General features: G+C 59.5%; 15 protein-coding genes. 2 read left to right on the forward strand and 13 right to left on the reverse strand.

The genetic code is table 11. The features are described from left to right. Positions 1-49: 49 nt before the first annotated feature. Positions 50-481, forward strand: a complete 432-nt coding sequence (locus AB4Z48_RS27640; protein ID WP_441619879.1) for a winged helix-turn-helix transcriptional regulator — start codon at positions 50-52, stop codon at positions 479-481. A 279-nt stretch (positions 482-760) separates the two neighbouring features. On the opposite strand, the gene AB4Z48_RS27645 is transcribed toward AB4Z48_RS27640, so the two are convergent. From AB4Z48_RS27645 to AB4Z48_RS27705, 13 genes are all read right to left on the reverse strand, one after another. Further along, positions 761-895 carry a hypothetical protein gene (locus AB4Z48_RS27645; protein WP_441619881.1) on the reverse strand — a complete coding sequence of 45 codons (135 nt, stop codon included), beginning with the start codon at positions 893-895 and terminating at the stop codon, positions 761-763. 268 nt (positions 896-1,163) lie between these two features. After that, positions 1,164-2,540: an acetyl-CoA carboxylase biotin carboxylase subunit gene (gene accC, locus AB4Z48_RS27650; protein WP_441619882.1), complete on the reverse strand. Its 1,377-nt coding sequence runs from the start codon at positions 2,538-2,540 to the stop codon at positions 1,164-1,166. Next, positions 2,533-3,006, reverse strand: a complete 474-nt coding sequence (locus tag AB4Z48_RS27655) for an acetyl-CoA carboxylase biotin carboxyl carrier protein (RefSeq protein ID WP_441619884.1) — start codon at positions 3,004-3,006, stop codon at positions 2,533-2,535. The genes accC and AB4Z48_RS27655 overlap by 8 nt, the downstream gene beginning before the upstream one ends. A gap of 7 nt (positions 3,007-3,013) precedes the next feature. Further along, positions 3,014-3,790 carry a LamB/YcsF family protein gene (locus AB4Z48_RS27660; RefSeq protein ID WP_441619885.1) on the reverse strand — a complete coding sequence of 259 codons (777 nt, stop codon included), beginning with the start codon at positions 3,788-3,790 and terminating at the stop codon, positions 3,014-3,016. Positions 3,791-3,828: 38 nt separating this feature from the next. Continuing rightward, positions 3,829-4,812, reverse strand: coding sequence for a biotin-dependent carboxyltransferase family protein (locus AB4Z48_RS27665; RefSeq protein ID WP_441619887.1), 984 nt, complete (start codon positions 4,810-4,812; stop codon positions 3,829-3,831). Next, the gene (pxpB, locus tag AB4Z48_RS27670; RefSeq protein WP_441619888.1) at positions 4,809-5,510 is read right to left on the reverse strand and encodes a 5-oxoprolinase subunit PxpB; all 702 of its coding nucleotides are present in this window, start codon (positions 5,508-5,510) and stop codon (positions 4,809-4,811) included. Before pxpB ends, AB4Z48_RS27665 begins: the two co-directional genes overlap by 4 nt. A 63-nt stretch (positions 5,511-5,573) precedes the next feature. Then, positions 5,574-6,833: an MFS transporter gene (locus AB4Z48_RS27675; RefSeq protein WP_441620020.1), complete on the reverse strand. Its 1,260-nt coding sequence runs from the start codon at positions 6,831-6,833 to the stop codon at positions 5,574-5,576. A gap of 65 nt (positions 6,834-6,898) precedes the next feature. Next, positions 6,899-7,525: a hypothetical protein gene (locus AB4Z48_RS27680; protein ID WP_441619890.1), complete on the reverse strand. Its 627-nt coding sequence runs from the start codon at positions 7,523-7,525 to the stop codon at positions 6,899-6,901. Between the two features lie 332 nt (positions 7,526-7,857). Beyond that, positions 7,858-8,766: a LysR family transcriptional regulator gene (locus AB4Z48_RS27685; protein WP_441619892.1), complete on the reverse strand. Its 909-nt coding sequence runs from the start codon at positions 8,764-8,766 to the stop codon at positions 7,858-7,860. Positions 8,767-8,823: 57 nt separating this feature from the next. Then, on the reverse strand, positions 8,824-9,603 hold the full coding sequence (locus AB4Z48_RS27690) for an alpha/beta fold hydrolase (protein WP_441619893.1): 780 nt from the start codon (positions 9,601-9,603) through the stop codon (positions 8,824-8,826). Between the two features lie 145 nt (positions 9,604-9,748). Next, a complete protein-coding gene (locus tag AB4Z48_RS27695) occupies positions 9,749-10,963 on the reverse strand; it encodes a pyridoxal phosphate-dependent aminotransferase (protein WP_441619895.1) in 1,215 nt (404 codons plus the stop codon). Beyond that, the gene (locus AB4Z48_RS27700; RefSeq protein ID WP_441619897.1) at positions 10,963-11,619 is read right to left on the reverse strand and encodes an RraA family protein; all 657 of its coding nucleotides are present in this window, start codon (positions 11,617-11,619) and stop codon (positions 10,963-10,965) included. Before AB4Z48_RS27700 ends, AB4Z48_RS27695 begins: the two co-directional genes overlap by 1 nt. After that, positions 11,616-12,284 carry an RraA family protein gene (locus AB4Z48_RS27705; protein ID WP_441619899.1) on the reverse strand — a complete coding sequence of 223 codons (669 nt, stop codon included), beginning with the start codon at positions 12,282-12,284 and terminating at the stop codon, positions 11,616-11,618. Before AB4Z48_RS27705 ends, AB4Z48_RS27700 begins: the two co-directional genes overlap by 4 nt. 106 nt (positions 12,285-12,390) lie before the next feature. Here AB4Z48_RS27705 and AB4Z48_RS27710 point away from each other — a divergent pair, with 106 nt between their 5' ends. Then, positions 12,391-13,323: a LysR family transcriptional regulator gene (locus tag AB4Z48_RS27710; RefSeq protein ID WP_441619901.1), complete on the forward strand. Its 933-nt coding sequence runs from the start codon at positions 12,391-12,393 to the stop codon at positions 13,321-13,323. The last annotated feature ends 47 nt before the right edge of the window (positions 13,324-13,370 follow it).

Consider the following 13,370-nt stretch of genomic DNA (forward strand, 5'->3'; position numbering starts at 1 on the left):
AAGAACGTACAATTAACTCAGGTACTACCAATCATGTAGGTATAAAGCTATGCGACCAAAACGCCTGGACAGCAAGAGTGGCTGCGCCGTCGAAGTGACGCTCTCCGTGATCGGCGGCTTATGGAAGCCGCTGATCCTCTTTCATTTGTTGCGCGAAAAGAAGCGATTTATGGAACTTACACGACTGATGCCAAACACCACGCAACGCATGCTGACGCTGCAACTGCGCGAACTGGAGGCGGACGGCATCGTTGCGCGCCATGTCTATCCGCAGATCCCGCCAAAGGTCGAATACGAGCTGACGCCCTTTGGTGAAACGCTCGCGCCGTTGCTGATCAGCCTGAGGGAGTGGGGTGACTCCTATCAGGCACGCGGCGCCAAAGACATTGCGCCAGGCAACGAGGGCAATACAGACGCGCCGCCTTCGCACGACAAGGACTTGAGGGCCGCAGTGTCGGGATGTCGGACTTGTCCCGCATAAGGCGCGGGTTGGGTTGCCTTACCAGAGTGTCCCCAATATCCCGATACTGAGGATCTATGTAGTGCGCTGTTCACAATCTGGAGACACTTGCGCGCGCGATCGCGTAGCGCACGCTCCAGCGGTGGATCGACGTACCTTTCTGTAATTGTTCGCTAAGTCAGCGGCACTGGCGATGAAAGGCGTGCAGAAAAGGGAAACAGCGGCGATCACAGTAGTGGTAAGGCGGTTCATACGTTGTCCTTTCGGGGGGATGCAAGCTACGGGTGGTGCAAGGGCGGACTACGCGTCGTGGAGTTCGAGAACGGCATCGCCGTACCCAACAGTCTCGCCATCGTCCACAAGCTGGTTTCCAGCCATCCCATCTGCCGGAGCGATGATGGCGCTCAATACCGAGTCAATGGTCAGGTAGCCCACGTGGTCTCCCTGCTTTACCGCATCGGTAGATGTCTCAGCCGCGAGAGGGTGTGCTCGACTGAATGCGCCAGTTGCATCAGATAGGACTTCCTTGCGCCGCGCAGGCTGGGGGGCGACGATTGAGCGGGTCGTTACAGTCGTCCCATGTGCATCGCTCGGCGATGCGGCCACGTCGGCAAAGCGTAGCGTCAAGGTTCGAGTGCCATCCCCACACGTCAACTCCGAAACGCCGGCTCGCTCAAGTCTGGCGACCAGGGAGGTAAGCTCTTCAGTGTTCATCATTGCCCTCCTTTGAAGCTGCGTCCCACAGCGATAGCAGTCTTTCCAGGTAGTGGATGTCTGCGCCGCCAGYGACGAAGGTGGGTTCATCCATCAGCTTGCGATGCAATGGCACAGTTGTCTGAATTCCTTCGATCCGAACCTCGTCAAGCGCGGCCTTCATTCGCGCTATGGCCTCCTCCCGAGTGACGCCATGTACCACGAGCTTCGCAATGAGGGAGTCATAGTGCGGTGGCACGACATAGCCCGGATACACATGTGAATCCACGCGGACACCCGGCCCGCCAGGTGCAATCCAATCGAGGATTTCTCCGGGGCAGGGCGTGAACTTCCATGGGTGCTCGGCGTTGATGCGGCATTCAATGGAGTGGCCGGAAAAGGAGACATCGCACTGCTTCACGCTGAGCTTCTCGCCGCGCGCAATGCGAAGCTGTTCGGCAACGATGTCAATACCGGTGACGAGTTCGGTCACGGGATGCTCGACCTGAACACGCGTATTCATCTCGATGAAGAAGAATTCACCGTTTTCGTACAGGAACTCGAACGTGCCGGCGCCGCGGTATCCAATCTGGACGCACGCTTGCGCGCAGAGCTCTCCGATCTTTGCTATCTCGCTTCGGGCGATGCCTGGTGCCGGAGACTCTTCAATGAGCTTCTGATGACGTCGTTGCGTGGAGCAGTCTCGCTCACCCAGCCAGACGGCATTGCCGTGCGTGTCGGCCAAGATCTGGATTTCGACGTGGCGCGGCGTCTTCAGATACCGCTCCAGATAGACAGTGGGATTCCCGAATGCGCGGCCAGCTTCCTCCCGCGTCACCGCTACCGCATTGACCAACTCGGCAGGGCTCTCGACGACGCGCATACCTCTACCGCCACCACCGCCCGCCGCCTTGACAATAAGCGGGTATCCGACGCGCTCTGCGACGTCAACAATGCGGTCTGGTTCTTCTGACAGTGGGCCATCTGAGCCAGGAACGCAGGGAACACCAGCTTTTGCCATGGCCTGCTTGGCGCTCACCTTGTCACCCATCAGCCGGATGGATTCGGAGGTCGGTCCCACGAAAACAAGTCCGGCGCTCTCGACTGCAGCAGCAAACGAGGCATTCTCGGAGAGAAAGCCGTATCCAGGATGCACGGCTCCCGCGCCTGTTGCCTTCGCGGCGAGAAGAATCTCTTGGTGATTCAGGTAGCTCTTCGACGATGGAGCAGGGCCGATGCATATCGCCTTGTCCGCCAATGCGACATGTCGAAGCGTGGCATCCGCCTCGGAGTGAGCCGCTACCGTCTTGAGTCCGAGTTTGCGACAAGCACGCAGAATTCTCAGTGCAATCTCACCACGGTTCGCTATGAGGACAGTATCAAACATGGGCTGCCTCCAGCTTCTCGATGACAAATAGCGGTGTGTCGGCGGAGATCGCCGCGCCGTCGGCAACGAGAATCTCCGCAATCCGTCCTGCACGGTCGGATTCAATCGGGTTGAGCAGCTTCATTGCTTCCACGATTGCCAAGGTTTGGCCTTCCTCGACGGTGTCACCAACCGACACGAACGAGGGTTGGTTCGGGGCAGGAGAGCGATAGAAGGTGCCAATCATCCCCGCAATCACACTATTTCGAGTGGTCGTCGCCGTGGGGGCCTCGGGGCCGTCGGCCTCTTCCGCCAACGCAGGCGCCAGATCCGCCACAAGTTGTTCGGACGTCCCGGCGGTGGGGCTAGGGCGTGATGAGCGCCTCTCGAGCTTCACCTGTCGCTGCCCGTCGCCATATTCGATTTCGCTGAGCGCCGTTGAGCTTTCAAGGACGTCGAGCAGCGTTTGCACGAACTTCAGGTCCATGTGTTCCTCAGCTGAATGACTTGACCACGATGCCAGCGCCCTCGAGCGTGCAACGGACTTTCGCCGCCATCTGGATGGCACCGGGCGTGTCGCTATGGACGCAGATGGTGTCAATCTGGACGGGGAGAAGCTTCCCGGAAATAGTTTCAATGGCGCCGGCCCGGACCATCCGCAGCATGCGGGCCGCCGCTTCGTCGCCGTCGTGCAGCACTGCGCCGGGCACGGAGCGATGTACCAGGTTCCCCTCCTCGGTATATGCACGGTCGGCGAAGACCTCGCGCCGCACAGACAAGCCCATCTCGGAAGCCACGCGCTCCATTGCAGCGCCAGCGAAAGTCATGCAGGTAAGGCTCGGGTCGACCGCCTTGATTGCACGTGCAATGGCTTTCGCGACGGCTTCGTCAGTCTGCGTCAGGTTTCCGAGCGCACCGTGTGCCTTGACGTAGGTAATCGGGTGACCGGCATATCGGGACAGCGCTTGCGCCGCGCCAATCTGATACGCAACCAGACGTTCAATTTCGCCGTGCGTGAACGGAATGACGCGACGACCGAAGCCCCACAGGTCGGGGAAGCCAGGATGGGCGCCCACAGCGACGCCACGAGCCTTTGCCAGCGCGAACGTCTTCGCCATGATTTCCGGGTCGCCCGCGTGCAATCCACAAGCGACATTGGCGGAGGTGACAATCTCGAGGATGGCAGCATCATCGCCCATACGGTAGGCGCCGAAACCCTCACCCATATCGGAATTAAGGTCTACTTCGATGGCGCTATTTTGTGTGCTCATGATTCTCGGTTCCTTGTTGAGGTTTGGGAGGCGGCTGGCTAGGCGCGCCCGGACATCATTGCCAGGGTGTCCCTGATGCGTAGTTCTTCGTCGCGTCTCGTTTGAAGTGCGGCTATCGCAGTATCAATGTCGGTGAGCCCGAATCGAATTCCGCAACCGATAGGAGCTTGCGAGAGCTTCCACAAGTCGGCTTCAATCACAGTGGCAATCTTCGGGTAGCCGCCGCACGTATTAGCTTCTGCAAGCTGGACGATGGCTTGACCCGACGGGGGGACCTGAATGGTTCCTGCGACGATGCCGTGAGAGAGCAGTTCGACGTGCTGCGATTGGTTCAGCACCGGTCCGTTGAGTCGATATCCAACGCGATTTGCGTCTGGCGTCACCTTGAACACATCTTGCAAGAAGGCCGTCTGCGACTCGGGCGTGAATCGCTCGAACTCCGCAGCAGGCAGTACACGGACGGTGATGCAGTTCGTGCTCAATTCATCCCAATAATCGAGCAAGCCCTCAGGAACCACGCCGAGCCCGACCTTCCAGGGACGGTCCGAAGCCGATAGCTCATTGCCGACCGCCAGGCGGTCCCCACGCATCAAGCCGCGACCCGAGGCACCACCGAAGGTGCCTTTCAGGTCGGTCGACTTCGAGCCCATGATTGGTTTGACGTCGATGCCGCCACCAATGGTCAAGTAGGCTCGGGCCCCGCGCCGCGGGCGCTCGATGACAAGGGTCTGCCCCGCCGAAGCAGTACGGCCCCACCAGGGCGCGAGGCGGTGTTCGTCCAGGCTTGCCTTGGCGTCTGCGCCTGTCACGGCAAAACGTGTGTCCTCGTGGAACTTGACGCGAAATGGGAACAGGTTGATTTCGATGCCCGCTTCCCCACGGTCATTTCCTACCAGCGCGTTACCGATTGACAGGGCGAAAGGGTCCATGGCGCCGCTGCGGCTGACGCCGTAACGCATGCATCCGTAGCGTCCGAGGTCCTGCACTACGTTTGGCGCACCGTTCGAGAGAATCTCTATCACGCCACAATCTCCTTGATGCTGAATCTGACCGTGTCCCCGGGCGCGAGCAAGCACGGACTGTCCTTGGTTGCGTCAAACATCTCCCGGTCGGTCATGCCGACGAGATGCCAGCCTGACGGCGCTGTGCATGGCATGACGCCGGCCTGGCTGCCGCCCACAATCACCGAGCCCTTCCGGACCTTCATGCGTGGCGTGCTTCGGCGAGGCACTGAAAGCGCTTCCGGAAGTCCCGTCATGTACGCGAATCCGGGCATTGAGCCAACGCACGCAACGGTGTAGACCCCTGAGCTATGCCGAAGGACATACTCGTCTATGGTGAGTGCCGCGCCTTCTGCGAGGTTCTTCAAGTCCTCGCCATACTCGCCGCCGTAGGTGACGGGGATGTCGAAATGCCTGCCGCAGCGGTGCGACGGCGTTGCGGACTCCCATAGCTGGCGCATCAGCGCCTGCGCTTTACGAGGGTGAAGCTGGAGGGGGTCGAATGTCAGGAGGAGGTTGTTGATGCCGAGTATCACCTCATGCGGCGTAGCCTTCCCTAAGCGCTGACGCAACTTGCTGGCCAGTGAAAGCAGGAATGACTGGATGTCGTTGTCGAAAGCGCCTGTGGAAGCGTCGAGCAAGAGCGCGCCGGAGCCCGCGGCGTGAATGTGGGCAGCGATGGTGTTGTCGGGCGCTGCCAGTTCCAGTGTGAGCGTCATGCTTGAAAGATGCCGGTTGCGAGTCGGGGTCCGGCCGCGCAATGACGCAGCGGCCGGGACTGGTCAGTGTTCCAGCGGCTTGTGAGCCGTTTCCTTGGCTGCGAGCAGGCTGGCCAAAGTGACCAGCAGGCCAGCTCCGATGTAGAGCGAGAGGGGGGTGGACGACTGATATGTCTTGTAGAGGCTGGCGAAGACGAGGGGCGCAAATCCCCCGCCGATGATGCCGCCCAGCGTCGCTGCAAGCGATGCTCCCGCATACCGGACACGCGTCGGGAACTGTTCCGTCACAAAGGCAGCTTGTGGGCCGTACATCATGGCCTGGAACAACATGCCGACTACGACGGCGATACAGATGTTCACCGGGTCGAGGGTGTTCATCAGCGCAAAGTATGCAAACGCCCAGCCAATCGACAACACGGTGCCCGCGCCATACACAAATCTCCGGCCGAGCTTGTCGCTGAGCGCGCCGAAGAGTGGCACCGAAACTGCATGGAGAGCAGCGCCGAGCATGGTTGCGGTCAGCGCCAGAGAGCGAGGCAGCTTGAGCACTGTCGTCACGTAAGTGAGCGTGAAAACCACGAGCAGGCCGTAGACAATGTCGGAGCCGATTCTCACGGCACCCGCAATCAGCAGACGCCGCCAGTAGCTGTGGAGTACTTCCTTCAGCGGCATCTTGGCTTTGCTATGGCCCCGCTCGAGCTGCTCGAACATCGGCGTCTCGTCCACGCCGCGGCGCAGCCACAGACCAAATGCAACGAGAAATACACTTGAAAGGAAAGGAATCCGCCAGCCCCACGCGTGGAACGCTTCGGTGGGGAGGAAGTAGGTGAAGAAGGTAATGAAGCCCGCACCTAGCAACGTGCCACAGGCAGGTCCAACCTGGGCGAAAGATGCATTGCGCCCACGTTGTTCCTGGCTGCCATGCTCCATCGAAAGCAGCACGGCACCCGCCCATTCACCTCCAATCGAGACGCCCTGGAGGAAACGAAGCGCGACCAGCAGGATGGGACTCCAGATTCCCCAGACTTCATAGGTGGGCAACATACCCATGAGGCCAGTCGACGCACCCATCAGCACCAACGTGGCGACCAGGACGAAGCGTCGCCCGAGCTTGTCACCGAGGTGGCCGAAGACAATGCCGCCGAAAGGCCGTGACAGGTATCCGACGGCGTAGGTCGAGAAGGCCAGGATGGTTCCAGACAACGGGTCCACCGACGGAAAGAACACGCTGTTGAAGACGAGCGCCGCCATGAGGTTGTAGACCGTGAAGTCGTACCATTCCAGCGTCGTACCAATTGAACTCGCGGCAGCGAGGCGCCGCATCTTTTGACGCGGAGCCGCGACATTGGCCAACTCGCCTGTTGGCGAAAAAATCGTTGTGTTGTCCATTACTTCAACTCCTCGCGAGACAGCTTCCACGTCAGCTGATAGCGGGCTGCATCGGCCGGCGAACAGGGAAGGGCTTCGATGGCATGGCGCAAGGCAGCTTCGTTCGAAGCGGAGTTGCTGCTTTCGATGATGTAGAGCGGACGCATCTTGCGCGTGGCAAGGTCCTCAAGGGGGAGCGGGCGGCTGAGCTCGTCATTCGGGCTGATGAGGTATGAGCGGACGAACGCATTGTCTTCCGCAAGTAGGGCCCCCACGTTCTTGCAATTCCCTTCCACGTCAGGAGTGGCGGCATTCAGCGGGAGCACTGCGACCCAACCTCCACTGCCTTGACCGACGTCTGCGGAAACGTCGCCAATCCGGCGCGTTGGGAGGAGCATTTTCGGCAGTACCTTCATGGACCAGGGAGTCTGGTTCTTGAAGGCATGGGAATATGCCGGTGAAGAAAATACTGAAATCGATTCCGCCCAATACAGGCCCAGATATTTCGGACGACCAGTTACCGCAATATAACGAGCCGCCGAGATAACTCCTTCCATCCGGACCCGCTCTTCAATATGTTCCCGGTCATACCAGGCGTTGAAATCTATTTCATCTTCAGGGCGAATATCCGATGCGACAAAAAGCATGCCAAGTCTATTCTCTGTCATTTCCCCACCTCGCTCGTTTTGGTAATTTGAATGCTACTAAGACGACGTAGTGAGGCACAAACGGGAATTTTTTCGACTACCTAATAGACTTTCTTTCGACCCTTAAGGGTTGGTGCACCAGGGCGATCGAAAATGGGGCATTTCTGGTGCATCAAGTGCCTTCTGGAGCTTTTGTGGCGAGGGTAATCCCTATTCATCTGGCCATGGAAGACTTCGGTTTATTCGGAATATGGGGGCTAGGGTAATCCCTGGGAGGGGCTCAAGGTGCTCCCGGAACCAAGAAATGCTGCGTGCGGATCGGTGAGTCCGCATCAATGCGGCGAGAATGATGCGGGCATTGAGCGCATAAATCGGTCTGCTTCCTGGCAAGCCAATTCGGCGACAAGTTTGATGGCGTCGGATTCGCGGCTTTCCAGATAGCTGACAATCAGGCCCTGAGGCGGGAGCGGCATGTCAGTTTCGATAATCCGCAGCTCACCCCTGACAACCTCCTCGCGTACCGGCGGCAGTGGTATTAATGCGTTTCCAAAACCGCATCGCACCAGTCGAGCAAGCGCAGCTATCGAATTAACGCAATGCACCTTTCCCATTGGCACACCAGCGCGCCGATACACGTCCCTAAGCACAAGGTAAGGCTGAGAGCCACGGCTCATTGTGACCACTGGTTGGGTAAGCAGCTCCCGGACGGCTACCTTGCGCTCGCCTTTATTGCCAGGCCCAACCCATCCCATCCGCATTGGGAGGCAGGTCGTGCTAACGACACCATCTCCGGCCAGCTGGTCGGTCTGGAGGGCAATATCGACATCCCCGTCGCGAAGACTCTTGTTCAGTCGGTCGGTGGACTCAGAACTCAGCTGGACTTCAATTCCCGGATAGGATGACTGGAGATGCTCGATGAAGCCCACGAGCCAAGTGTGGACCACGGTATCAATTGCACCGATGCGAACACTGCCGAGCACGTTCTGGTCCGACTGTCCGAGCTGCATGATGTACTTCTGCATCTCGAGAACCCGCTCGCCAAGCGGTATCAGCCGCATGCCTACCGGCGTCAGGCGCAAGTCCCCCGCATCTCGGGAAAAAACCCGGGCGCCGATTTCTTCCTCCAGTGATGCAATACGATTGGAAATCGTGGCCTGGGTGATGTGGAGCTTTTCGGCAGCGGCGCGAAAGCTACCTAACTGCACGACAAGGATGAAGCTCTCAAGAAAGCGAGTGTTCATGTGAGTACAAGGCCCGGTTTCATGCCGCTGCAACTACCTTCCGGCGCTACGGCGACGTCAGCGGCGCTCAGCACTTGTTACGAACGCATCGATGCGTCGCCACATCTCCACCGGATTGGAGTACATCGGAAAGTGGCCACAATCGCTGATTTCCGCGAGTTCGACGCCGGACTTGGCCAGGAGCGGCAAGTACGTCAGATAACTATTCTGTTCACCGTACATGAACATCCTCGGGAAAGGTAACGACAAGAACTTGCCCATGAGGTCGCCATGGTCCGACAGGTGCACCATCGACGTGAAGATGCCGGACACCGCCTGCGCACGGACCTTGTGACGCAGACTTGCGGCGTAAAGCGGCGAAGAGTACTGCGAGGAGTGCCAGTTTCGTTCGATGAAGTCGTTGAAGAACGCTTGAGTGTCATCGGCGGGGAAGTCCACAATCTGCCTGCTCAGGAAGCAGTCTTCCGGTGCGACGTTGCCCTCGATGTCCACAAAGCTCAATACTCGGTCGCGCAACTCATGCGCAAGCATCAGCGCTGTGAGTCCACCCATGGAGTGCCCGACCAAATGAAAGCGGTCGATGCCTGCATGGGCGAGCATCGCTTTGGCCGTCTCGACCAGGAAGGGAATACACACCTTGCGAAGGTCGCCACAGGCAGTCTCTCCACAGCCAGGTGCATCATAGGCAAGGAAGGGACGGCCACCGAATGCACGATTGATGGAGATGTCTGCGTAGTCTTCCTTCGTGGACCCGAACCCGTGCAAGAACACGATAGGCGCGCGCTCACCCGGACGACTGATGGCAGCGATTTTAAGCGCCACGCCGTCGACCTCCATCGATACAGTTTCCTTCCGGGTGTTTCTGTTCGTCGTTATCATTGGGATGCTGTTATCCTGAATTCCACAAGTGTCAATCGACCGTGGCGCCATATTGTTGTGTCGCGACGTAGGGCCAGTGATGTTGCCGACCCTACTTCCAATCTCACTCAAGAGACAGGCAGAACCGACGAATGGCTTCGCAGGCCTTACGCAGCGAATCGTTGTCCAGCGCGTATGCGATGCGGATGTATGGACCGAGCCCGAATGCGGAGCCGTGTACCACGGCGACGTTCGCTTCCTCAAGCAGTGCAAGCGCAACATCCTCGTCTGTGCGAAGCAGCGTGCCTGCGGGCGTGGTCTTGCGGAGCAGCCCTTCACACGAGGCAAACGCATAGAATGCGCCGCCCGGTACGGCACAACTCAGTCCCGGCGTATTGTTCAGCAGGTGCACCATCATGTCTCGCCGCGCCTGAAATACGGCCTTCGAGTCGCAGATGAAATCCTGAGGGCCTTGCAACGCGGCGAGAGCAGCATGCTGCGAGATTGAGGAGGCGCCAGAGGTTTGCTGTCCTTGCAGCTTCTCCATCGCCTCGAGCAGCCAGGCCGGCCCGGTGCCAAAGCCGATGCGCCAGCCGGTCATGGCATAGGCTTTGGAGACGCCGTTCATGGTCAGCGTCCTGTCCTTGAGGCGCGGTTCCACCTGAGCCATGGTATGGAACTGCGCGCCATCGAAGGTGAGATGCTCGTAGATGTCATCCGACAGTATGAGCACGTGGGGATGGGCCAGCAGTACTTCGGCCAGCCCTGCCAACTCTGCTTGCGAGTAGACGGCACCGGTCGGGTTCGATGGGGAATTGAGAATCAGCCAACGAGTGCGCGGCGTGATGGCTTTGCCCAACGCGGCAGGCGTCAGCTTGAAGCCTACCTCGGCGCCACACTGTACGACCACCGGCGTGGCCCCACACAGCTGAACCATCTCGGGATAGCTCACCCAATAGGGCGCAGGGACGATGACCTCGTCGCCGGTGTTCAACGTGGCGGCCAGGGCGTTATAGATGACCTGCTTGCCGCCCGAGCAGACGATGGTGTCCTGCCAGCTTGTATCGAGGCCGTTCTCGCGTTTGAACTTCTCGGCGATGGCTTCCCGCAAGGCGCGCAGTCCCGCGACCTGAGTGTAGCGAGTATGGCCGCTGCGAATGGCGCCGATGGCCGCCTCACAAATGTGACCCGGCGTGTCGAAATCGGGCTCTCCCGCACACAGGGAAATAATCTTTGCACCGGTCGCGCGCTTTGCTGCGACGCGGTCCATCATGCGGTAGGTGGCCGACGGCTGGGCGTTGGCAAGATTGACGTTCAAACGCTGCTGTTCGGCTGCCATCACGCCTTCCTCTGCAAGGTATGGTAGCCAAGGGCTTCGCGCGCTTCACCCAGTGTCTTGCCGTTGGCAATGTGCTCGCGAATCTGCGATTCCACATCTTCAATCTTGCGTGCTAGTTCCGCGACTTCCTTGGCGCGCTCACGCGGAATGACGACGACGCCGTTGGCATCCGCTACAACGATATCGCGAGCGCAGACGCGGGCAGTGCCCACCGAAATCGGTGTGTTCACGGAATCGACCTGCACGCGGTCCTTGCCGGTGCGCATGAACCGGCCGCGCGTAAAGAGCGGGTAGCCGTCGCCGAGAGCTTTCGTCACGTCTCGACAGACACCGTCAATCACCGTCCCGGCGATGCCGCGTGCCCCCGCGTACTGCGTCATGATGTCGCCCCAGACTGTGCAGTCTGTGCGGCCGTCATTGTCGATGACAATGACGTCGCCGGGGTTCACATCGTCAATGAAGTCGCCGACGGTGCCGGGAGGGGTACTGGCGGACACGTACTTGACCGTGAAAGCCGGGCCGACCACAGGCTTGCGGTAGTTGTCCAGCGGCGCAATATCCAGGCACTGACCGGGCAGACCAAGCCGGTCCATCGCATCGGACACGCCAGGGGTGTCCAGGCCCTCGAAAAGGGATACCAGATCCTTGTCAGTCATTTTGCCTCCTTGCTGTTGATGGCTTCGAATTCCTTGTCGTGCATGACTTCTTCGACGGARCGTCCAGCGCGCACTGCCTGCACCATGCCGTCCTGGCGACGCGCGATACGCTCTCCCAGGTCGAGCACTTCCTCAATTCGGCTCGCGGGGACGAAGACGGTGCCGCAACGGTCTGCGATGACATAGTCGTCCTCGTTGACGACCACACCCGCAAACTCGACGGGCTTGCCGGCGTCGACCTGCACCACGCGGTTTCGGGCGCTGATCATCGTGACGCCGCGGCCGAACACGGGATACCCGATGGATTCGCTGCCTTCGATATCGCGGCTCACGCCGTCGATAACGGAGCCTCGCACCCGCTTTGCTGCCGCGGCGTTGGCGAGGATGTCACCCCAGCAAGAGATGCCATCGATGCCGCCGGCGATTACCAGAATGCGATCATCAGTCTGAATCTGGGCGACTACCGGCGTGATGAGATGCGCGGTCGGTTTTGCATCGGTCTTGGGGCCAAGTTGTATGGTGCTCGCGCGACCCACAATCTTGGGGCAGTCCCAAAGCGGGCGAATGCCAAAGGTTGCACCAGGGAGATTGAGGAAGTCGAGGGCGTCCGAAACCGTATTGGTGTCGAGCGATGCCAGGCGGTCCAGCAGTGAAGGTGTACTCATGAGGAGAGGGTGTGTGGGGTTGCCATGTTCATACTGTCGGCGCTAGAGTTGTGAATGTAAATTCCGAATCCAGTAACCTTTCGATACGCCAAACCTATCAATCGTCATGATTAACTTCAGGCTTGTCCGGCATCTCTATCTGTTCCTCGCGGTGGCTGAAGAAGGGAATTTCGGGCGTGCCGCGAAGCGGCTTGGAATGTCCCAGCCGCCGCTGACGGAGCAGATTCAGGTGTTGGAACAGGCGCTTAAAGTGAAGCTCTTCGAGCGCGGCAGGAAGGGAGCGTCCCTGACTCCGGTTGGGGCGGCAATCCTCCCCGCGGTACGCAAGTTCGCAGAGCAACTGGACCGTCTCGAACTCGCAGTGCAGGAAGCAATTGCCGGCAGCACGGGTGTGCTAACGATTGGCGCGATCTCGTCGGCGCTGGTCGATACGTTGCCCGGCTTGATTGACGCACTGGGGAAGAGATTTCCTCAGTTGACCGTCTCAGTCAGGGAGATCGACAGCGTCGACGCGGTGCCAGCGCTGGAGAGGGGCGACATCGACTTGGCCTTCGCGCGACTCGAAGGCGACTTGGGGTCAACCATTGGCGCCGTTCCGCTGAAACAAGACCGACTCGCCGTTGCTCTACCGAAGACCCACAGGCTCGCGGACCTGCCCAGGGTTCGTCTCGCGAGCCTCTCCGAGGAGCCATTCGTCATCTTTTCTCGTGCTGTCAGTCCGACGTACTTCGACAGTATCATCGCAACTTGCCGCGCCGCGGGTTTTTCGCCGCGCATACTCCACGAAGTACGAACCGTTGCTACTCAGGTGGCGTTTGTTGGCTGTGGGCAAGGTATTGCGCTCGTGCCATCGTCTATGAAGAAGGCCGCACCCGAGAGCGTTGTTGTTCGTCCGTTAAAGGAGGCCGTCAATGTCGTCACCACCGCGATGGCCTGGTCGAAGAGCAGGCAGAGCCCTGCCGTTGAAGCCGCCATCGACATCCTTTCGAGTGGGAAAGTGGCTGCGTCGAAGTTAATCCAGCCACGCCAGGCGGGATAGGGGCCACCAGACTAACCATAGGTTTAGCGTATCGAATCCATCCGGTA

The organism is Cupriavidus sp. 2TAF22 (assembly GCF_052115045.1).
GTDB lineage: Bacteria > Pseudomonadota > Gammaproteobacteria > Burkholderiales > Burkholderiaceae > Cupriavidus.